20 protein-coding genes and 1 pseudogene are annotated in these 21,937 nt (G+C 38.7%); 7 read left to right on the forward strand and 14 right to left on the reverse strand.

Annotation, left to right across the window (positions count from 1 at the left end; genetic code table 11):
* Window positions 1–63: 63 nt before the first annotated feature.
* From OU989_RS18185 to dltD, 6 genes are all read left to right on the forward strand, one after another.
* Complete coding sequence (locus tag OU989_RS18185) at window positions 64–1,710, forward strand: alkaline phosphatase (protein WP_274794362.1); 1,647 nt, start codon at window positions 64–66, stop codon at window positions 1,708–1,710.
* Between the two features lie 280 nt (window positions 1,711–1,990).
* Window positions 1,991–2,128: a teichoic acid D-Ala incorporation-associated protein DltX gene (locus OU989_RS18190; protein ID WP_274794363.1), complete on the forward strand. Its 138-nt coding sequence runs from the start codon at window positions 1,991–1,993 to the stop codon at window positions 2,126–2,128.
* 17 nt (window positions 2,129–2,145) lie between these two features.
* Window positions 2,146–3,621, forward strand: a complete 1,476-nt coding sequence (gene dltA, locus OU989_RS18195; RefSeq protein ID WP_274794364.1) for a D-alanine--poly(phosphoribitol) ligase subunit DltA — start codon at window positions 2,146–2,148, stop codon at window positions 3,619–3,621.
* Complete coding sequence (dltB, locus tag OU989_RS18200) at window positions 3,618–4,781, forward strand: D-alanyl-lipoteichoic acid biosynthesis protein DltB (protein ID WP_274794365.1); 1,164 nt, start codon at window positions 3,618–3,620, stop codon at window positions 4,779–4,781. Before dltA ends, dltB begins: the two co-directional genes overlap by 4 nt.
* A gap of 41 nt (window positions 4,782–4,822) precedes the next feature.
* Complete coding sequence (gene dltC, locus OU989_RS18205; RefSeq protein ID WP_016994756.1) at window positions 4,823–5,056, forward strand: D-alanine--poly(phosphoribitol) ligase subunit 2; 234 nt, start codon at window positions 4,823–4,825, stop codon at window positions 5,054–5,056.
* Window positions 5,053–6,231, forward strand: a complete 1,179-nt coding sequence (gene dltD / locus OU989_RS18210) for a D-alanyl-lipoteichoic acid biosynthesis protein DltD (protein ID WP_274794366.1) — start codon at window positions 5,053–5,055, stop codon at window positions 6,229–6,231. Before dltC ends, dltD begins: the two co-directional genes overlap by 4 nt.
* 40 nt (window positions 6,232–6,271) lie before the next feature.
* Here the strand turns inward: dltD and OU989_RS18215 are convergent, their stop codons facing one another.
* The 11 genes from OU989_RS18215 to OU989_RS18265 form a co-directional block, all read right to left on the reverse strand.
* Window positions 6,272–7,093, reverse strand: coding sequence for a methyl-accepting chemotaxis protein (locus tag OU989_RS18215; protein WP_274794367.1), 822 nt, complete (start codon window positions 7,091–7,093; stop codon window positions 6,272–6,274).
* Between the two features lie 118 nt (window positions 7,094–7,211).
* A complete protein-coding gene (gene eno / locus OU989_RS18220) occupies window positions 7,212–8,504 on the reverse strand; it encodes a phosphopyruvate hydratase (protein WP_274794368.1) in 1,293 nt (430 codons plus the stop codon).
* A gap of 2 nt (window positions 8,505–8,506) precedes the next feature.
* Window positions 8,507–10,048 carry a 2,3-bisphosphoglycerate-independent phosphoglycerate mutase gene (gene gpmI / locus OU989_RS18225; RefSeq protein ID WP_274794369.1) on the reverse strand — a complete coding sequence of 514 codons (1,542 nt, stop codon included), beginning with the start codon at window positions 10,046–10,048 and terminating at the stop codon, window positions 8,507–8,509.
* A complete protein-coding gene (gene tpiA, locus OU989_RS18230) occupies window positions 10,041–10,802 on the reverse strand; it encodes a triose-phosphate isomerase (protein WP_274794370.1) in 762 nt (253 codons plus the stop codon). The genes gpmI and tpiA overlap by 8 nt, the downstream gene beginning before the upstream one ends.
* Window positions 10,803–10,830: 28 nt before the next feature.
* Window positions 10,831–12,015: a phosphoglycerate kinase gene (locus OU989_RS18235; protein ID WP_274794371.1), complete on the reverse strand. Its 1,185-nt coding sequence runs from the start codon at window positions 12,013–12,015 to the stop codon at window positions 10,831–10,833.
* Between the two features lie 216 nt (window positions 12,016–12,231).
* Window positions 12,232–12,381 (reverse strand): hypothetical protein, encoded by a 150-nt coding sequence (locus tag OU989_RS18240; RefSeq protein WP_274794372.1) that lies wholly within the window; start codon window positions 12,379–12,381, stop codon window positions 12,232–12,234.
* Between the two features lie 183 nt (window positions 12,382–12,564).
* Entirely contained in the window at window positions 12,565–13,581 is a 1,017-nt protein-coding gene (gap, locus tag OU989_RS18245) for a type I glyceraldehyde-3-phosphate dehydrogenase (protein ID WP_274794373.1), read from the reverse strand.
* 126 nt (window positions 13,582–13,707) lie between these two features.
* Window positions 13,708–14,748 carry a sugar-binding transcriptional regulator gene (locus OU989_RS18250; protein WP_274794374.1) on the reverse strand — a complete coding sequence of 347 codons (1,041 nt, stop codon included), beginning with the start codon at window positions 14,746–14,748 and terminating at the stop codon, window positions 13,708–13,710.
* Between the two features lie 175 nt (window positions 14,749–14,923).
* Window positions 14,924–15,046 (reverse strand): hypothetical protein, encoded by a 123-nt coding sequence (locus OU989_RS18255; RefSeq protein WP_255250346.1) that lies wholly within the window; start codon window positions 15,044–15,046, stop codon window positions 14,924–14,926.
* A gap of 261 nt (window positions 15,047–15,307) precedes the next feature.
* Window positions 15,308–15,541: a glutaredoxin family protein gene (locus OU989_RS18260; RefSeq protein ID WP_274794375.1), complete on the reverse strand. Its 234-nt coding sequence runs from the start codon at window positions 15,539–15,541 to the stop codon at window positions 15,308–15,310.
* Window positions 15,542–15,592: 51 nt separating this feature from the next.
* Entirely contained in the window at window positions 15,593–16,510 is a 918-nt protein-coding gene (locus OU989_RS18265) for a DMT family transporter (RefSeq protein ID WP_274794376.1), read from the reverse strand.
* Window positions 16,511–16,633: 123 nt separating this feature from the next.
* Here OU989_RS18265 and OU989_RS18270 point away from each other — a divergent pair.
* Window positions 16,634–18,005 (forward strand): annotated as a pseudogene (locus tag OU989_RS18270) (aminotransferase-like domain-containing protein).
* A gap of 57 nt (window positions 18,006–18,062) precedes the next feature.
* Here the strand turns inward: OU989_RS18270 and OU989_RS18275 are convergent.
* From OU989_RS18275 to OU989_RS18285, 3 genes are all read right to left on the reverse strand, one after another.
* Entirely contained in the window at window positions 18,063–20,333 is a 2,271-nt protein-coding gene (locus OU989_RS18275) for a S9 family peptidase (RefSeq protein ID WP_274794377.1), read from the reverse strand.
* A 148-nt stretch (window positions 20,334–20,481) separates the two neighbouring features.
* A complete protein-coding gene (locus OU989_RS18280) occupies window positions 20,482–21,231 on the reverse strand; it encodes a TPM domain-containing protein (protein ID WP_274794378.1) in 750 nt (249 codons plus the stop codon).
* Entirely contained in the window at window positions 21,231–21,815 is a 585-nt protein-coding gene (locus OU989_RS18285) for a LemA family protein (RefSeq protein WP_274794379.1), read from the reverse strand. The genes OU989_RS18280 and OU989_RS18285 overlap by 1 nt, the downstream gene beginning before the upstream one ends.
* Window positions 21,816–21,937: the final 122 nt, after the last annotated feature.

Genomic DNA, 21,937 nt, shown 5'->3' on the forward strand with positions numbered 1-21,937 from the left:
TTAACGCTAGCTTTACACCCTTCCTTTACACTTACAATTGAATTCACCAAAAGGAGGAAAATCATGAAATACGCAAAAAAATGGACTTCATTGTTTCTAGCAAGTGCAGTAACTTTATCCGCAGTGAGTATTCCACAGCAAGAGGTACAAGCAGCTGATGTAAAGAAACCGACAAATGTCATTATGCTTGTGATGGACGGAAGCAGTAATAATGCTGTAACCCTTTCTCGCTGGTATAAAGGTGAAAGCTTAGCAATGGATGAAATTTTATCAGGTGCTATGCGCACGTATTCTGCAGAATCAGCCATTACCGATTCTGCGCCCGCTGCTACTGCTTTAGCAACTGGCCATAAATCGAACGATAAATATATAGGTGTGCTTCCATCGGTGGTTAATTCACCTGGATTAGCACAAATTACTCAAGAGGATGCTTTCAAACCTGTAGCGAATGTGCTCGAAGGAGCTAAACAACAAGGAAAGGCTACCGGATTAATTTCTACATCTGAAATTCAACATGCTACTCCAGCTGGTTTTTCAGCACATGTTAATAATAGAAGTCAATATGGGGATATTGCTGAACAGCAAGTCTATCAAAATATTGATGTTGTTTTAGGTGGAGGGCTAGAATCGTTGTCACCTGGCACATCTAAAAATGCCCGTAAGGATGGCGAGGATTTACTAAATGTACTGAAAGAAAAAAATTACGATCTCGTTCAAACCCGTGATGAGCTAGTGAATAGTCAGTCCTCTAAAATTTGGGGAAGCTTTGCACCAAGCGCACTCGCCTATGATTTAGATCGTGCTAAAACGAGAGCATCTGAGCCTACACTGGCTGAAATGACTAATAAAGCGATTAATACGCTAAAAAAGGATGAGGACGGCTTCTTCCTTTTTGTTGAAGGGAGTAAGGTTGACTGGGCGGCACATGCCAACGATACAATTGGTATTATTAGCGATATCTTATCGTTTGATGATGCAGTAAAAGAAGCAGTTGATTTTGCAAAGGAAGATGGCAACACATTAGTAATTGCTGTAACAGACCATGGAAATAGCGGAATTACGATGGGGAACGCCAACACAACGAGCACCTATTCAAGCATTCCTGTCTCTGCTTATATTGATCCATTGAAAAAAGCTTCGATGACTGTTGAAGGTGCACTAAGCCAATTAAAAGAAGATCGCTCTAATTTAGTAGAGGTGGCTGCCCTTTATGGATTAGATCAGTTAACAGAGGATGAACTAACGACATTAAAATCTGCAAAAGACTTAGGCAGTGAGATGGTTAAGATGTTAGCAAATCGCGCGAACATTGGCTATACAACAGGTGGTCATACAGGGGAAGATGTGTTTTTATATTCATTCGGACCTTCTAAATTGACAGGGCTAGTTGAAAATACGGATCTAGCTCATACGATGGCACAATTTATGGGCTTTGACTTAAATACACTAACAAATGATTTATATGTCCCTGCAACAAAAGCATTTACGGATAAAGGCTATACGACAAAAATCGATTTATCGGATAAAGAAAACCCAACATTTATTGCTCAAAAAGCAGATGTAACTGTGAAAATTCCAGTCAATAAAAACACAATGATTTATGAGGAAACATCCACAAATACTGCAAAAACACATACATTTGATACAATTAACGTCTATAATGGCTCTGAATTCTATGTATCTAAAAAACTGATCAATGCAGTGAAATAAAAACAAAGGCGCGAACATAAGTTGAGATTATTCCCTTATGTTCGCGCTTCTTTTACATAAAAACAACCACCCATAATTGTCCAAACTAAAGATCTTCCCCCGGAACCTTAAATTCACCTTAATTTTATCTTATGATTTACTGAATTCACCTTAATTCAGCAACATTTTTCTCCACATTCCGTCAAATCAGTGTTAAAAACATAAGGTAAGGATTTTTAACTAATAAATTACTATTTTTTGAAAGTTTAATCCTATACTTTTTTTCATTGGAGGTGGACAAATGCAATCCATCAAAAATAACGAACATCTGCGCTTTATTGGCATGACGCTATTTTATTTGATCGTTTTGGTACTGCTGTTTCTTATACATGGCTTCCATGATATGAACGCTGGACCATTTATATATACGGAATTTTAATAAAAGGAGTTTTAATCATGTTAAGTATTTTAGCAGCTATTGAACGTGTGGCCATCCAGCAGCCACAAAAAACTGCTTATCAAACGCACAATGCCTCCTTAACATATGGTGAGCTTTGGCACTTATCGGATTGTATGGCCGATTATATCTCGAAGCTTCATTTACAGAGGCAGCAGCCGATTGTCGTTTATGGACATATGTCCCCGCTACAAATTGTTGCCTTTCTAGGTGCTGTCAAGGCTGGACACCCTTACGTACCCGTTGATTCGTCAACCCCTTCTGAAAGAATACAACTTATTTTAGAAGCCTCTGGAGCAGGATTACTATGCACAACAGAGCCATTACACATGCTGACGAACATTCCCGTTGCAGCGGTGAGTGATATCTTAGAGAACTCCTCCTCTGAAGTATCTCTACCCTCCACAGCATGGGTGAAGAACGAGGAAATCTATTATATTATTTACACTTCTGGATCAACTGGTCAGCCAAAGGGCGTTCAAATAACCGCTACTAATTTAGCACATTTCGTTTCTTGGATGCAGGAACACTTCCCTTTACAGCAAGACGGAGTATTTTTAAATCAGGCGCCTTTTTCCTTTGACTTATCTGTCATGGACCTTTATCCAGCACTTGTTGGAGGACATACGCTATATGCCATTACACAACAAGAAATTGCGAACCCGAGAGCGTTATTTGATTCATTAGCTTCGTCCAATACTCGTGTTTGGACGTCGACACCATCCTTTGTCAAAATGTGCTTAATGAACAAAGAGTGGAATCAACAGCTCATGCCAGCATTAGATACATTTTTATTCTGTGGCGAGGTACTGCCCATCGCAGTTAGTAAGGAGTTAATGGAGCGTTTTCCACAGGCAACTATTTATAATTTATATGGTCCAACGGAAACGACTGTTGCGGTTTCCTATGTAAAGGTAACGGAAGAATTGATAGCTCGCTTTGAGCAATTGCCTATTGCTCCACTAACGGAGACAAACATTTCTTTATTAGAGGATGGAGAAATTGCTATTTCAGGTCCAACAGTTAGTGCAGGGTATTTGGGGGCACCGGAATTAACAGCAAAAGCCTTTCCGACAGTAGCTGGCAATCGCATCTATCGTACTGGAGATGTTGGCTATGAGCGAGATGGATATGTATTCTTTTCTGGTCGCAAGGATTTCCAAGTGAAGCTACATGGCTATCGTTTAGAAATCGAGGAAATCGAAAAGCAGATAAGTAACCTTCCACCGGTTTCAAGCTGCGTGGTTGTACCTGTTTATAAAGAGAAGGAAATTACTGCTCTAAATGCCCATCTTGTTTTGCGTGAGCCATTAAAGGACTCTGCCTTCAAAATGACAAAACAGTTGAAAGCACTTTTATCGGAGTACTTACCTGCCTATATGATTCCGAAAACGTTTAAATATATGGACGCTTTACCGCTTAACGCAAATGGTAAGGTGGATCGTAAAGGATTGGCGGTTATGGAAACAGTATGACGCCTTATGGAAATATAGCATTCTTTCTGATTATCGGACTATTATTACTACCAACCATCATACTCGGCTTACGTGGCAAATCATCGAAACACTATAATCTATTTGTCTCGTTGATTGTCTTAGCCCTTATTTTTGGTAGCTCATTGAACGGTAGCATTTCGCTCGTATTGTTTACAGTTTTTCAAGTAGTCCTTATTGTTGGCTACCAACGCTATCGACTCCAGCAAAATAGTGGTATGGTCTTTGTTATCGCTGTGGTATTGTCGATTTTACCACTTGTACTTGTGAAGGTACTGCCTATTCTAGGGTTACACCATTTATTTGGCTTCCTTGGTGTGTCTTACATTACCTTCAAAGCTGTACAAATGATTTTAGAAACCCGAGATGGCTTAATGAAAGAGAACATTTCTGTTGTAGAGCTTGCCTATTTTTTACTGTTCTTTCCTACAGTATCTTCAGGTCCTATTGATCGTTGGCGACGCTTTACAAAGGATTATCATTCGGTACCATCCGCGGAAGACTATCAAAAGCTGTTATTAAGTGGGATTAACTATATCTTTGTAGGCTTTTTATATAAATTTATTTTGGCCTACTTAATTTACAACTACACCCTTATCTACCTGCCAAATCATACGTATAACTATTTAACGCCCTTCCAGGGACAATTAGCGTATATGTATATGTATAGCTTTTATTTATTCTTTGATTTTGCTGGCTATAGTGCATTTGCTGTTGGTGTTAGCCGAATAATGGGGATTCAAACACCCATTAACTTTAACCGACCATTCGCCAGCCGCAATATTAAAGACTTTTGGAATCGTTGGCATATGAGTCTTTCCTTCTGGTTTAGAGATTATGTCTATATGCGATTCGTGCTTTGGATGACGAAGAAAAAATGGCTGAAAAATAAATTCGCCATTTCCTATATTGGTTTCTTTTTACTATTCCTTTTAATGGGCATTTGGCATGGCCTAGAATGGCACTTTGTAGTCTACGGACTCTATCATGCCCTATTAATAGTAAGCTTTGATAAGTTTGAACGCTGGAATAAAAAGCATAAGCGTTGGCCTAAAAATAAGTGGACACATGCCATTGGCGTATTCATCACTTTTAATGCCGTGTGCTTTGGCTTCTATATTTTTTCTGGCAAATTATTTTAACCAAGGGCTAAAAAAGCCTGTTCAATAAAGGAGAATTATTAATGGATCAACAACAAGTTTTAGAAATGCTAGTCGAGTTATGTGAAGATGAAATTATTGTAGAGAACCCAGATATTGATTTATTCGAAGAAGGGCTACTAGACTCTTTCGGAACGATTAATCTATTAGTAGAAATTGAAAATCGATTTAATATTTCTGTGCCAATTACTGATTTTAATCGTGAAGAATGGAACACGCCTAATCGCATTGCAGGGAAATTAGCTGAAAGACAATGATCAAGAAAGGCTTTTTATCTTTATGTATTGCCTTCGCTCTATTTACTGGCTTTATCTTCTTTCCCAATGCGTGGATCAAGGCATGGATATCGGATGAGGATGTAGAGCAGGCTAAAACAAATATGTCTCCGCTTGTATTCCAAGGTACGTATTTACAGGAGCGCATGCTGCAGGAGCCTAATTCCATGCCTTTATATGGCTCCTCAGAATTAAATCGTTTTGATCCCTTCCATCCATATAATTATGCACGAGCAACAGAGGCGCCTTATTCGACCTTTATGGTTGGTCGTGGGGGCATGCAGTCCATTACTCATTTTTTAAATTTTGCTGCACAAGAGAAAAATTTAAAGGATAAAAAAGTAGTCTTTATTATCTCTCCACAATGGTTTACAGCAAAAGGTATGGGGGAATTTCATTTTTCACCGAATTACTCTATGCTGCAAGCCTATGATTTAGCTTTTAATGATGAAATGGATGCTAATCTTCGCAAACGTGCCATGGAGCGCCTATTAGAATTTGATACTGTTAAGCGTGATCGTCTTTTAAAGACTATGTATCAATATCAAATGTCAAACGGTAAGAAAAATCCGATTACTGGTCGTATGGCCATGATAGCAGGGCGTTTTCATAAGGAATTGCTAGAAAAGAAGGATTTATATTATTCGCTATTCCCACGAAAAGGTCATAAATTAAAAAGTAATGATACCCTTATTGCCAACCAAACCTTTGACCAACAAGTGCAGGCTGCTGAAGCATATGGCAAAAAACGTGTATCAAATGATTATATGATTGAGAATCGTGCCTATCAGCGACTTGTGAATGCTAATTTCTCCAAGTTTAAAGGAATGCGCAAGCAAGAGGATTATACGAAATCTCCAGAGTATGAGGATTTTCAGCTTGTGATCGATGTTTTAAAGGATGCTGGTGCTAAGCCATTATTCGTGTCCATTCCGGTCAATGGCTATTGGTATGATTATAATGGCTATCCGGAGGAACGTCGTCACCAGTACTACGATAAGATGGCTCAAGTCCTAAAAGATGCAGATGTTAGCTATGTTGATTTTACAGACCATGAATATGATCCTTATTTTATAATGGATACCATTCATATTGCCTGGAAGGGCTGGGTCTATCTTGATCGTGAAATGGACCACCATTGGGCACAGTCAAAATAAACACGAAGGACAGTCTAAAAATAATAGACTGTCCTTTTCCTTATCGCAATATCCCTTTGACGTAGAGTGCCATTTGGTCACTGACATCGCTTAGTTTTTCAATAGCCTCGCTAAATTGTTGTACAAGTTCCGACTGTTCGTTAGAAGCGGCTTCAATTTGCTCCATACTTTCCATAAGAGATTGAACATTACTCGTAATGGTTTTCAGGGAGCTTTCAATTTGTTCTGTTGCAGTAGCAGTCTCACTAGAAAGCTTTCGTACTTCCTGAGCTACGATATTAAATCCTGCCCCGTACTGCCCAGCACGTGCGGCTTCAATAGAGGCATTTAACCCTAGTAAATTGGTTTGTCTGGAAATCGTTTTAATAAAATCTGTTACCTCATTTGAACGAGAAGAATTTTCGAGAGCATGTCGAGATTTCTCTGTAATGGTTTCACTCGTTGCTGACAATTCTTCGGAATGGGCAGCGAAAGTATGTATTTTTAGTTGTAGCTCTTGAATAACAGCTTGTAGGCTGTCCATAAAGCCCTCCACTTTTTCTTGAGCATCTAATGGAAACAGTAAGCTTAATACAGCTACCACTTTGCCCTGTTCACGCACAGGATAAAGCTCACTATTCATCGGAATCCCAAAATACTCTTTCGGAATGCTACGCTTTAATATTTCCCCTCTTGCAACACGACGAAAATCCGGTGAATCCTCCGCTAATGAACCGATTTGTAAGTTCGTTTGAACCCTCGTTCCCTCCAAAACAAAAAGCGTTTCCCTTCCTTCTGCACTTGTAATGGTTATCGCAATTTCTTTGTTAAAGATTTCATGAAAAATCGGTAAAGTCTCTTCTAATGATTGTATAATCCCCATAACCCTTCCCCCTCTATTTTTCTTTATTATACTTGACTGCTTGGGGTAAACATACTTCTTTTTAAAACATAATAAAATACCTCAAAGTATGAACATACTTTGAGGTATTTTTTGTCTATTATTTAAGGTTGTAGAACGATTGTAAACCAAGATACTCTGCTGTTGAACCAAGTTGATCTTCAATGCGAAGAAGTTGGTTGTATTTTGCTACACGGTCTGTACGTGATGGAGCACCTGTTTTAATTTGACCAGCATTTGTTGCAACAGCGATATCAGCAATTGTTGCGTCTTCTGATTCACCAGAACGGTGAGAGATAACTGCTGTGTAGCCTGCACGTTTCGCCATTTCGATCGCTTCAAATGTTTCTGTTAGCGTACCGATTTGGTTTACTTTGATAAGGATGGCATTGCCTACACCTTGCTCAATACCAGCTGCTAATTTTTTCGTATTCGTTACAAATAGGTCATCACCTACTAATTGTACACGACTACCGATACGATCTGTTAATAGCTTGTGTCCAGCCCAGTCATTTTCGTCTAAGCCGTCTTCAATTGAGATGATTGGGTATTTGTTTGTTAACTCCTCGTACCAATCAACCATTTCTTCTGATGTTTTCACAACGCCTTCACCATCTAAGTGGTATTTACCGTCTTCTTTATTGAATAGCTCAGATGATGCTACGTCCATCGCAAGTTTAACTTCTTCGCCTGCTTTGTAGCCAGCTTTTTCAATTGCTTCTAAGATGACAGTGATTGCTTCTTCGTTAGAGCCAAGGTTTGGTGCAAAACCACCTTCATCCCCTACTGCTGTATTATAACCTTTTGCTTTTAGAACAGCTTTTAAGCTATGGAAAATTTCAGCACCAATGCGTAATGCATGGCGGAAAGATTCCGCTCCAACAGGCATAACCATAAATTCTTGGATGTCTACATTGTTATCTGCGTGAGCGCCACCGTTTAAAATGTTCATCATAGGTACTGGTAATTGTTTAGAATTAAACCCACCAAGATATTGATAAAGAGGTACATCTAAATAATCTGCCGCAGCATGTGCAACTGCCATAGACACACCAAGAATTGCGTTGGCACCTAGCTTGCCCTTATTTTCTGTGCCATCTAGCTCGATTAAAGCTTTATCAATGACAACTTGGTCAAGAACTGAATAGTTACCTTCTAATTCTTCTGCAATAATTGTGTTTACATTTTCAACTGCTTTTAATACACCTTTGCCTAGGTAACGTGATTTGTCACCATCGCGTAATTCTACCGCTTCGTATTCACCTGTTGATGCACCTGATGGTACGATTGCGCGTCCAAATGCACCTGATTCTGTAAATACTTCAACCTCTACTGTTGGGTTGCCACGTGAGTCTAAAACTTCGCGCGCATAAACTTGTGTAATAAATGGCATAATTAATTCTCCTCTTTTTCAATTAATGATTTTCCTGTCATTTCAGTAGGTTGTGACACCTCTAATAATTCTAACATGGTTGGCGCTAAATCGGCTAAAATGCCACCATTTCTTAACACTAAATTTGGTTTTGTCACAATTACAGGAACAGGATTGGTTGTATGAGCTGTCATTGGCTCGCCTGCTAAAGTCAGTACTTCATCAGAGTTACCATGGTCAGCTGTAATAATAGCTGCGCCGCCTTTGGCAAGGAGTGCATCTACTACTTTCCCTAAACATTCATCTACTGCCTCAATGGCTTTAATAGTTGGCTCAAGCATTCCACTATGACCAACCATATCAGGGTTAGCAAAATTAAGAATAATGCCATCAAATCGATCAGCCTCAATCTCTGCAAGCAAGGCTTCTGTCACCTCATAGGCAGACATTTCAGGTTTTAAATCATATGTTGCAACCTTTGGTGATGCAATTAAAATACGTTCTTCACCTGGGAATTTTTCCTCACGGCCACCACTCATAAAGAATGTAACATGTGGATATTTTTCCGTTTCAGCAATACGTAATTGTGTTTTACCATTCGTTGAAAGTACTTCACCAATCGTATTTTTCAGGTTGTCGTTTTCATAAGCAACCTGTGCGTTCACTTCATCACTATAGTGTGTGAAGGACACAAATTTTAAATTTTTTGGATGGTTTGCAGATACCGCAAATCCATCAAATGTTTCATTTGTAAACACTGTGGATAGCTGGATGGCACGATCAGGACGGAAGTTAAAGAAAATAACTGCATCATTATCACGAATCGTTGCTACTGGCTCACCATGCTCTTGAATACTAAATGGAATGACAAATTCATCTGTCACTTCACGTTCATAGGATGCTGCCACACCACTTTTTGCACTTTCTGCTGCTTGGCCAACACCATCTACCAATACATTATACGTAAGTGCAACACGATCCCAACGTTTGTCACGATCCATGGCGTAGTAACGTCCATGTATCGAAGCAAATTGACCAATACCCATTTCTGTCATCTGTTTTTCTGTTTCTTCGATATAGTCTAAGGCTGTTGTAGGACCAACATCTCGACCATCTAAGAAGCCATGTACATAAACGTCCTCTAACCCTTGTTGTTTAGCCAGCTTTAATAACGCAAACATGTGCTCATAATGACTATGCACACCGCCATCTGACAGTAAGCCCATCACATGTAGCTTTGACTGATGTGCTTTTACATGTGCCACTGCATCTATAAATGCTTGATTTGTAAAGAAGTCCCCTTCACGAATGGACTTATTTAAACGTGTTAAGCTTTGATAAACAATACGTCCAGCACCGATATTTAAGTGACCTACCTCGGAATTACCCATCTGACCCTCTGGTAATCCAACTGCCTCTCCCGCTGCTGTTAATGTCGCGTGGGGGTATTGGCTCCAATATCGATCAAAATTAGGCTTGTTAGCCTGTGCTACTGCATTCCCAAATGTTTCATCACGAAATGCAAAGCCATCTAAAATAATTAATGCTACTGGCTTTTTAGGCATTTGCTGCCGCCTCCAATAATGTTAAATAAGATTCTGGTTGTAAGCTTGCTCCACCAACTAAAGCACCATCAATATGTTCTTTTGCTAAAAGCTCCTGAATGTTGTCAGGCTTCACACTGCCACCATATTGAATGCGAACAGCATTCGCCGTTTCAGCATCATACAGCTCTTCGATAACTGCTCGAATGGCTCCACATACTTGATTTGCATCATCTGCAGTAGCAGTTTTACCAGTTCCAATCGCCCAAATCGGTTCATAGGCAATGACCATATGCTCTATTTGCTGTGCTTCAAACCCAGCCAGTGCCGCTTTAATCTGACCTGCCACCTTTTGTTCTGTTGTGCCAGCTTCACGTTCTTCTAGTGTTTCACCACAGCAAATAATTGGTACGATGCTATGTGCGAGTGCCGCTACTACCTTCTTATTAATAGCGTCATCTGTTTCATTGTAGTATTCACGACGTTCTGAATGTCCTAAAATGACATAATCTACTTCTACACTTGCAAGCTGTGCTGGGCTAATTTCACCAGTAAAGGCCCCTTCATTTTCATAGTGCATTGTTTGAGCGCCAATCGCTAATTCTGATTCGCTTGCAACCTGCACAAGTGTAGGTAGGTAAAGAGCTGGTGCGCAAACAACAGCATCTACTTTCTCATTAGAAGGGAGTTTATCCTGCACTGCATCTACAAACTGAATAGCTTCCTCAAATGTTTTAAACATTTTCCAGTTACCTGCAATAATTGGTTTACGCATCATCATGCCTCCGATATGTTTAGTTCGCTTATTTATCGTTTAGTGCTACAATTCCTGGAAGCTCTTTGCCTTCCATTAATTCTAGGGAAGCACCGCCACCTGTAGAAATGTGATCCATTTTGTCCGCCACTTCAAACTTTTCAACAGCAGCTGCTGAATCACCACCACCGATCACTGTATAGCCTGTTGTTGCCGCCATTGCATCGGCAACTGTTTTTGTACCGTTTGCAAATTTATCCATTTCGAAGACACCCATTGGACCATTCCAAATGATTAATTTAGAGTTTTTAATCACTTCTGCATAGTGAGCAGCCGTTTTTGGTCCAATATCTAGACCCATCCAATCAGCTGGAATAGCGTCTACATCAACGATTTGTGTTTCTGCATCTTGTGAGAATTCATTGGCAACGACAGCGTCGATTGGCATATGTAATTGCACGCCTTTTGCTTTTGCTTTTTCAATGAAAGATTTAGCTAGCTCGATTTTATCTTCTTCTAACAAGGATTTACCGATATCGTGCCCTTGTGCCTTGATAAATGTAAATGATAAACCACCACCGATAATTAAGTGATCTACTTTTTCTAATAGGCTTTCAATTACGCCAATTTTATCTTTTACTTTAGCACCACCGATAATTGCAGTAAATGGATGCTCAGGGTTAGATAAAGCTTTTCCTAATACATCTAATTCCTTTTGCATAAGGAAACCAGAGACAGCTGGAATATGCTTAGCAATCCCTTCTGTAGAAGCATGTGCACGGTGAGCTGCACCGAAAGCATCATTGACATAAATATCCGCTAGCTGAGCAAATTGCTGTGCTAATGCTGGATCATTTTTCTCTTCCCCTGCATGGAAGCGAACATTTTCAAGAAGAAGGATGTCTCCATCCTGCATGTTTGCAACGGCTTCTTCCACCGCTTGCCCAATAGATTCTTCAAGCTTCATAACAGGCTTGCCCATTAATTCAGCTAAGCGAATACCAACAGCTGTTAAACGCATGTCTTCTTTTACTTCACCCTTTGGACGACCTAAGTGAGAAGCTAAAATAACTTTCGCACCCTGCTCTACTAAATACTTTATTGTAGGAATAGCTGCACGAATACGTGTTTCGTCGGTAATGGCGCCATCTGCCATTGGAACATTAAAATCTACACGTACAAAAACGCGTTTACCCTTAACATCAATATCTTTCATTGTCTTCTTATTTAACATGAAGAAACTCCCTTCAAAGTTTGTTTTAGTTTTACATCCTTGTGTTTTACCCATCTTGGCTCCACACCATGCTTACTAAATTGAAAAGGCATGTTGATACTTTTTCGATCATCATCTACGAGCATTGAATTCTTCAACTTTTGATAATGAACCCTAATACTTGTTTTTATAGTAGCAAAAGTTACTTACTATGTCTTGCAATTCACCATGTATCAATTACGCCTCAGTCATAATTGCATCCAGATTTTTTTGAGCTTGCTCGGAAAGCTCCTCTTCAAAATCTGTGACATCCGCTGGGGCCATTATCTTGATTTTAGTCGGTGTTTGGACACCTACTGAATCGAAGTGAACCATTTGCACATTCATTTCACCATCTATAGAGGTGGCTGCTTTCTGCTGAATCAAGATAAAAAAGGGAGTAAGGGTAAAATCCCTTACTCCCATTACCCTTGTATATTATATCTATTGGATATTATAAAGGCTATACTTTTTGTGCATAAAAAGCCGTAATATGTCACACTTTTTACTCAAAATGTCGAAATATGATACTTATTTATGGTTTAATCCTTGTTCAGCAATGTATAAAGCTAAGTCCATTAAGCGAGTAGAGTAACCAATTTCGTTATCGTACCAAGCTAGTACTTTCACCATTTTATTTTCTAAAACCATTGTTGAAAGACCATCTACTGTAGATGAATGATGGTTACCATTATAATCAATAGAAACTAATGGTAGCTCATTGTAGCCTAAAATGCCTTTTAATTCATTTTCAGAAGCTTCTTTTAATACTTCGTTAATCGATTCTCTTGTTACATCTGCTTTTAGTTCTACAACTAAGTCCACACAAGATACGTTAGGTGTTGGCACACGCATAGAGAAGCCATCTAACTTACCTTTTAATTGTGGTAATACTTTTGAAACAGCTACTGCTGCACCAGTTGTTGTTGGAATCATAGACACCGCACCAGCACGTGCACGACGTGGATCAGAGTGTGGGAAGTCAAGGATACGTTGGTCATTTGTATAAGAGTGAATTGTTGTCATCATACCGCGTTCAATACCAAATTTCTCATCTAACACTTTAGCTACTGGTGCAAGACAGTTTGTTGTACAAGAAGCATTGGAGATCACATCATCAGTTGCTGGGTTATAGTCCTCATGGTTTACACCTATAACAAATGTAGGCATTGCCCCTTTAGCTGGTGCAGATAGAATAGCTTTTTTAGCACCTGCTTCAATGTGCTTTCCTACTTCCTCCATTGAACGGAAACGTCCTGTACATTCAAGAACTACGTCTACACCTAATTCGCCCCATGGTAATTGTGCTGGATCTTTTTCAGCATATACTTTTACGCGTCGACCATTTACTACGAAAGAATCTTCATCTGCATTGACTTCAGCATCATAGATACCGTGTACTGAATCATATTTCAATAAGTGTGCAAGCTGACCAGCATCTGTTAAGTCATTGACAGCCACTACTTCGAATTCATCATGCTTCATTGCCTCACGAAATACTAAACGTCCAATACGTCCAAATCCATTAATCGCTAATTTTAATGCCATTGTTAATTCCTCCAATAATGTGTATTGTCTGTCCCTAATAGTAGGAACATTAAATTTGTTTTATGCTCATTCAAAAAGTGTTCCAACACTTTTTGAGATCGAGTGACATGTTTGATATGATCCCCATCATCGATGGTTATTTTCTAAATTAGCAGCAATTGCTTTTGCAGCTGCTTCATCTGTTATAAAGATTGTTTGCTTTGGCGCCACTTTAAAATAAGAAAGCATGGCATTGACTTTTTGTTTTCCTGCAGCCACTGCAATGACTTGCTGACTGTTTTGAACCTGCTCAAGTTGAATACCAATCGTGCGGATACGATGCACGATTTCTCCTTCAGCATTAAAGTAATAGCCAAATGCCTCACTGACAGCGCCTTTTTCCTCTAAAATTCGCAAATCCTCAGGAGATGAATTACGACGAATGGCCATTTCCTCTGCTGAGCCGATCCCATGAATGACACAATCTGCTTGATCATAAAATGCCATCATTTCTGTTACCATCGGCTCTGTCAACATCGCTTGATAAGCCTGCTCACTTAAATGCTCTGGTAAGAATAAAGTGCGGTACTGTGTTTCCATTTGCATAGCAAAGGTTGCAACAAGTGTATTGGCCTGCATTTGCATTTCATGTCCAATTCCTCCCCGTGCAGCAACAAAAGTTATCTTCTTTTGAAGATCCACAGGATGCAAAAATTGTGCAAGAGAGGCAACGGATTTCCCACCAGTGACAGCTACTATTTGCCCATCAAAAGCTGAGGACATAAATTGAAGTGCTGCTTCTTTGCCAAGCAAGGATAGGATTGTATCGTCTTCATTATAGTCACCAGGAACAACGACAACACGATGGATACCGAAATGTTGTTCGAGCTTTTTAGCAAGCTGAGTTAAACCAGACCATTCATAAACAATAGCTCTTAGTTTCTCAATAACAATTTCTCCATCTTCTGTACATACCATACCCGACTTTTGCGAATCTATTAACCCTTGTTCACGTAAAATATCTGTTTCTTTACGAATTTCTCTTTCTGTCATTTTCAATGAATCAGCAAGTGTGCGTCGTCCGATTGGCTGCATAAGTTGAACGGCTTGCAAAATTCGATACCTTGATTGCAGAAGCGGATACATTTCAGGAAGTAGCCTTTGCTGCGCCTCTGGAACAGTTAACATATTTATCTACTCCCTTATCAATAGTTGTGGGTTATTTTTCATCCCACTATATTATTTTGTGTCCCACTTATGATTTTATTATAATATGCATTTTTTTAAAGCGCAAGTAATTGTCTAGTTTTGGATGAAAAAAAGTCCCATAGCCAATAAAAACGGCTACGAGACTTTGGGGAACTTATTTTGTGAAAGATAAAATTGCGTTTTTCTTAAATCCTTCTAAAGCTTTTGTTGCTTCATTTTTATTCGTAAATTCAAAAATTCGAACATCCTTTTTCTCAAAAACTGTAATAACCCACATTGTAAAATCTCCCTTCACATCATCCATTTTTGTAATATAACAACCACTAAAACCTGTGATACATTTGATTAACTGTTTTATAACAACTTCTTACTTGATACCTATTCTACTCCGATTTTTATGAAAAGAAAGTCTAATGTGAAGGTCTTCACAAACTGTTCAATTTCAAAACGCTTTCATTGAACAATTTGTGAATTGTGTGAATTACAGCTAACATTCTAGTCATTTTTACCGTTAATAACTCTTTATACGTTTGGTAACTTAACTGCCTAATTGCTCCATTAACGTGGCATAATCTAAATGACCATACTGGATGACAACACCATCTTTTTCAACTACGGGAATCATTAGCATATATTTTTCATGTATGAAATCATCCTGTTCAATATCGATCATATCAATTTCGAATGGAACATCTTCCTGAACAAGCTTTAATGTTTGCAACCCCTCTACACATAATGGACAATTGGCTCGACTAAAAAATTTTACAATCATGAATAGCACCTCCCACTCTATTATAAACAAAAGTGTGATAAAGAAATGCTTCTATTCATTGATGGCTTTTGATGGAACAGGTTTAGATTCTTTTTGCTTAACCGTCGTATTTTTGCCCACAATGACTGAAAGTACGACAATCATTGCTACAACGACTGTAAATGATGTGATAGATTCATTTAAAAAAAGAGTTGCAAAAAGGATCATTAAAAATGGCTGTACATATTGAATTTGACTCACTCTTGCAATGCCTCCCATAGCCATTCCGCCATACCAAGCAACATATGCTAAAAACTGGCTGACAACGGCTAAGTAGAACAGGCTAAGCCATGCTGTGGCAGGGGCCTGTAGCATATCTGCTGTAAAGCTTAAAAAAACTGGAATGATAAAAAAAGGACCTGCTATTAGAATGGCCCATGCAATAACTTGCCAACTACCTAGTTCCTTGGATAATTGTCCTCCTTCCGCATAGCTAAGACCTAGTATTAGCACTGCCGCTAATAGGGCTAAATCCGCCATATGTAATTGCCCTAAGCCTAGATAGCTAGCATAGATGATGACTGCTATCGCCCCAATGACACTTGATAGCCAAAATTTTAATGAGGGTCGTTCACCTGCTCGAAAGATGGCAAAACCTGCAGTTGCTAAAGGTAATAATGCTAATTCTACTGCGCCATGAGATACAGGCAAACTGGTCATTGCCCAAGAAGTAAGCAACGGAAATCCTAACACCGCTCCAAAGGAGACAATCATTAAGCTCTTAAATTGCCTTACAGAAGGTAGCCTTTCTTTTCTTACAAGCAACACAATGGCTACAATAATCCCAGCGATTACAGCTCTCCCCAACCCAACGATTGTAGTACCAAAATACGGTACCGCTATACTTGTTGCAGGTAATGTCAAACTAAAGCAAATTACTCCAACAACACCTAACAACAAGCCTATTTTTTCTTTTCTTTTATCCGGCATAATTCTCATCCTTCCATTTTTCTCCCTATCTGTCCCTGATATAATCAATAGTAAGAGGTACTACATCAAAAATAAACAGAATTTTCTAGCAACTGTCCTGGTACAGATAAGGGGGGAAACGAATTGGAGGCTAAATATTTGGGGATTATCGAGGACATAAAAGATAAGATGGCAAACGGCTTACTCACTACAGGTAGTAAGCTCCCTTCTGTTCGACAATTAGCTGAGCAATTTTCCTGTAGTAAAAATACAGTAATCAGAGCGTACAATGAGCTGGAAAAGGAACATTTTATTTTTTCCATTCCAAAAAGCGGTTACTATGTTGTGAATAAATTAGAGCAGCCAACCACATCACAATATGTCGTTGATTTTTTGTCTGCGGGTCCAGACAAAACGATTATGCCTTATATTGAATTTCAGCATTGTATCAATCAAGCCATCGATATCTATAAGGAAGAATTATTTAGTTATAGTGACCAACAAGGCCTTTACTCTCTTCGTGTTCAAATAACGAAGTATTTACAAAGCTTGCAGGTCTTTACCGATCCTGATCGCTTATTTATCGTTTCAGGCTCTCAGCAAGCCTTACATTTATTAGTGTCCATGCCATTTCCGAATGGAAAAAGTAATATATTAATTGAACAGCCTACCTATTTCGGTTTTATAGAATCTGTTCACCTACATCAGGCTACTACCTTTGGGATTGATTTGACGATGGAGGGTATTGATTTAGAGCGACTCGAATATATTTTTCGCAATAATGATATCAAGTTTTTCTATATAGTGCCGAGATTCCAAAATCCTCTCGGTCATAGCTATACAAATGCTGAAAAAAGAAAAATTGTAGAACTAGCAGAAAAATATGATGTTTATATTGTGGAGGATGATTTTTTAGGAGATTTGGATCCAGACTCTAAATCGGATCCATTGTTCGCTTATAATCCTTCTGGCAGAATTTATTTATATTAAAAGCTTTTCAAAGGTGTTTCTCCCTGGCCTCAGAGTTGCTACTGTCGTACTCCCAACTATAATGATGAATCATTTCTTGCGTTATAAATTCAGTGCAGATTTCAATAGCGCTGTTCTCTCACAGGGTGCCTTAGATATTTATTTAAAAAGTGGTATGTTTAATAGCCATATTAAAACGATAAAAGCACTTTATGTAGGAAAAATGAAGGCTTTACAGGAGGCTTGCGAATCATTACTTCCAAGTCATACTAACTTCACGAAACCTGTATCAGGCTTTTATCTGTCAATCGTTCTTCCAGACAATGTGAGCGCTAAGCAGACAGTGCACCTATTAAAAAATAAAAATATTTTCATGGATGATGCTTCTAGAATGTTTTTACCAGAATTTAAAAGGGATAATCTGATTCGTTTAAGTATCTCTCAAGTGGATGAGCAATTCATTCATCACGGCATTGAGGAACTAGCTCAATGTATTTCTTCATTAGAACGTAAGAAGCCTTACCCAAATACCATTCACCTACTATAATCAACAAAAGGCATCGAGTGCGAGCAAGCTACACATCAATGCCTTTCGTTTTTCATGTTATTTTAAGTGACTGTCGAAGAATTTCACCATAGCATTATAGAATTCAATTCTATTTTCTTCATTCGCGAAGCCATGTCCTTCATTATCCTTAAGCATATACTCTACGTCGACACCTCTAGCACGTAAAGCTTCTACAATTTGATCAGATTCTGCTTTATTGACACGTGGATCATTTGCGCCTTGAGCGACAAATAAAGGTGTTTTAATTTTATCCGCATGGAAGATAGGTGAAACAGCTGTTAATAATTCTTTGTCTTTTTCTGGGTGACCTACTCGTTCATAAAACATGTCACGCATAGTTTCCCAGTATGGCGGGATGGTATTTAATAATGTGAAAATGTTAGAAACGCCTACATAGTCAACCGCTGCAGCATATAAATCAGGTGTATACGTAATACCAGCTAGTGTTGCATAACCACCAAAGGATGCACCATAAATACCAATGCGTTCTGGATCTGCAATACCTTGATCAATAGCCCATTGTACGCCATCTGTAATATCATCTTGAATTTTTAGACCCCATTGCTTATTACCAGCTTGAAGGAACTCCTTCCCATAGCCAGTTGACGAACGGAAATTCACTTGTAGTACTGCATAGCCACGGTTTGCTAATAATTGTACTTCTGGGTTAAAGCCCCACATATCACGAGCCCATGGTCCACCGTGTGGATTCACGATAAGAGGGAGATTTTTTGCCTCTTTATTTTTCGGCAAAGTTAAATAACCGTTAATTATTAAGCCGTCTCGACTCTTATATGAAATTGGATGCATTTCAGCAAGCTCCTCTGGGTTTAACCAAGGGCTTAGAGTGGCCAATTCTTTTAATTCGTCCGTAGTGGAATCATAATAATAATATTGCCCATAAACGGTATCACTAGAAACACTAACAATAAATTTTGTCATCTCTTTATTGTAATCATTAATACCTAATTCACTTTCAGGCACACCAAGTTTGTTTTGGATTTTACGGAATAATTTTTCAAAATCCTCGTCAAAGAATTGATAATTTGTTTTATCCGTAATATATGCACCATATAACAATTTATCTTGATCTGCATTATATAGTATACCTGAGACGTCTACTTCATCATTTGACATGATAACTTCTTCTTTACCTTTTAAATCATATTTTACTACTTCTACCTTATCCCGACCTTTATTCGATGTTGCGTAAATGTATTGATTGTCTTTCGAGAAAGCTACTGGCATTACTTCATCTCCAGCCTCAACTTCAATAAATGGTCTAAATTCATCCTTTTCAGAATCTCGATAAAGAATTGTGCCTGCCACACCGTCTGAAGCAACGGCAACACGCACATTACCGTTTCTATCTGCTAACCAGCTTGTAATATTGCCAGGGTTTTTTGCAACATGAGTCGTTTCCCCTGTTTTTACATTGAGCTTGTACACATCAAAAACAGTGGCATCCTCTTTATTCATCATGATCAATATTTCATCTTTCACACCCTGTAGACCACTTAAAATTCCAACTGTTACGTTTGGATACGGAGTTAAATCTTTTTCCTCTGACCCATTAAATGTTGTAGAATAAATATGGAAGTTTTCATCTCCTCCTTTATCCTTTAAATAAAGTAAAGTATCATCTTTCCAGAAAAAACCTGCAATATCACGATCTTTTGAGCTTGAGACACGTATCGGCTCACTATCATCATTCATTTTTTTCACGAACACATTAGAACGACTCTCCCATGCAGAGGCAAACGTAATGTAATTTCCATCTGGTGAAAGTTCATAACCGAAATTCCCAGGATTTTTCATGAAATCCTCTACAGAAATTTCCTTTACTCCTTCATTATTAGAACCATTCTTTATCTGATTTGCATTGTTTAAAATTTTTACTGCATCTTGTTTCGAAATAAATTCAGTACTTACCACACCATTAAATAAACCAAGTTTATTCGCCTTTTCTAAATACTCAGCAAGTGATGCTTCTTTCTCTTCTTTATTTATAGCTCTTACTAAAATACGAGCAACCTCATCACGTTTTATCATCGAACTTAAATCTGTTAACTCTCCAGCCTTTACCCATTGCCCAATAATCTGTTGGCGCATTGGTTCTGATCCGTGCTGGAATGTTAAAGCTGTTACAGCTAAATTCAAAAATTCCTGTGCTGAAATGCGTTCCTCCTGTGCTACCACGACACTGTTCGTTTCATCTGCAGCACGTACTTCTTGTAGTGTTGTAGGAATGACCACAGATGTTGTTAATATTATCGCTAATGATGCAGATAAAAATCTTTTTTTCAAAATGATTCCTCCTTATATCAGTTTACGTTATACCGATTGTCGATATACCCAAATTATACCAATAATGTAATTAATGTCAATGAAAAGGTCACTAAATATATCCATAAGGAAAGCGAACTAATATGATTAGTTCGCTAATACAGACAGATTAGAATTTTCTGCTTGCTCCTCCTCCTGCAGAAGATCCTCCACCAAAGCCTCCGAAGCCTCCACCACTCGATCGACCTCCACCAAAGCTTCCTGGAAAACCACCAAAGCCCCCAGCTCTTGGACCACCACCGCCTTTTGAAAAGAACGAATAAATGATGAGGACAACAATTATGATTAAGATGATTAACCAAACAGGCATATCTTCACCCTCGTTAGCTCCTACAGGTACTTCACCATTCCAATTATACTCTTCCGCAACAGTGCGAAATACTTCAGCATATGTAGCTTGGAAGGCTTGATCAATGTTTCCCTCACTCGCAAATGGGTAAAATGCATGATCTAAAATACGTCCTAGCTTACCATCTGGTAATGGTCCCTCTAGTCCCTGACCAACAGCTATTACCACATCATTATTGCCTTCACCCTGACCAAAAGTGGCTAGTATTAGGACACCATTATTTTTTTCTTTGTCACCTATTCCCCATGAGCGAATCATTTTGGTTGCATACATCTTCGGCTCCTGCCCGCTGAGACTATCCACTGTGACAACCATAATCTCAGCACCTGTGCCCTGATCTAACTGCTCTGAATAATGATTTAATTGTTCTTTGACATTTGTAGATAAAACATTGGCAAAATCATGAATATACGTATTTTTCATTGGTGATGGCATAGCTGCTTTCGTCATATTCGTACAAAAAAGAAGCACCGAGCAAACGATGATAATCTGTACAATATAACGTTTCATTAGTGTGTACCTGAAGATTGACTAAAATCGATTGATGGCGCCTTGTCAGCCCCTGCGGCCGCTTTAAAGTATTCTTTTTGCTCGAATCCAAACATCCCTGCAACTAAATTACCCGGGAAACGTTTAACATGCTTATTAAATTGCTGTACCTCATTGTTATAATCCTCGCGTGCTACAGCTAGACGATTTTCTGTGCCTGCTAATTCATCCATTAACTGACGGAAATTTGCATCAGCCTTTAAATTGGGGTAATTTTCCACTACTACAAGTAATCTGCTTAGTGCGCCAGTTAAAGCATCATTTGCCACAGCTTGCTCCTGCGGTGAATTAGCACTCCCCATTTGAGCACGTGCTTCCGTTATACTTGTTATGACTTCTTGTTCATGATTGGCATAACCTTTTACAGATTCTACTAAATTGGGGATTAAATCAAAACGGCGTTGGAGCTGATTCTCAACTTGAGCCCATTTTGAATCAACATTTTCCTCTGCCGACACCAGGCTATTATATTTAGGAATGAATAATAAAGCGATTACCACAAAAATAATAACAATGACAGCAATAGGTCCGAACGATTTTTTCAAATTTTAATGCCTCCTCAACTTCCTTTTCCTTCTGTCATTAGTCTACATTTTTGCTTTTACATTTATACCGTATGAAATGGAATGGACTCGACATACTAAATACTGCAACAAAATATCTTTGA

Source organism: Lysinibacillus irui (assembly GCF_028877475.1).
In the GTDB taxonomy this organism is placed as follows: Bacteria; Bacillota; Bacilli; order Bacillales_A; family Planococcaceae; genus Lysinibacillus; species Lysinibacillus irui.